Source organism: Candidatus Symbiothrix dinenymphae (assembly GCF_001431085.1).
This window is the reverse complement of record NZ_BBRU01000466.1, coordinates 1-409: the sequence shown is the minus strand read 5'-3', so window position 1 is coordinate 409 and position 409 is coordinate 1. Positions and strand designations below refer to the sequence as shown.

The 409-nt window shown below is 51.6% G+C and carries 1 protein-coding gene; it reads left to right on the top strand.

Annotation, left to right across the window (positions count from 1 at the left end; genetic code table 11):
- Positions 1 to 9 precede the first annotated feature (9 nt).
- The coding region (locus ASC50_RS05100; RefSeq protein ID WP_226995407.1) for a TlpA disulfide reductase family protein at positions 10 to 409 on the top strand (400 nt) is incomplete at its 3' end.

The window sequence follows — 409 nt, the reverse complement described above, 5'->3', positions numbered from 1 at the left end:
TTGAGGGACATGGCGTATGCAACTATGTATTCCGAGCGTTTTGAGAAAACGGCAGAAGTGTTGACAGATGCCGAAAACCAGGAGATAACCGCTGCTGTGAGCCACAAGGAGGTTGCCGAACTCCTGATAACCACAAGCGACCAATTGCAAAAGATATTGGCGCAATCCACCGGCACCAATGGCAGCATTATGCACGAAACGCCTCAAGCGAGCAACGAAAAACTACTCGGCACCATCCTCGCCAATTACAAGGGCAAGGTGGCGGTGGTGGATTTTTGGGCAACGTGGTGCGGTCCGTGCTTGCAAGCCAACAAAGAAATAAAGCCGCTCAAGGAGGAATTGTCGGGCAAAGACGTAGTCTATATCTACCTCACGGGGGAAACCTCGCCGCTTAGCTTGTGGCGCAAAA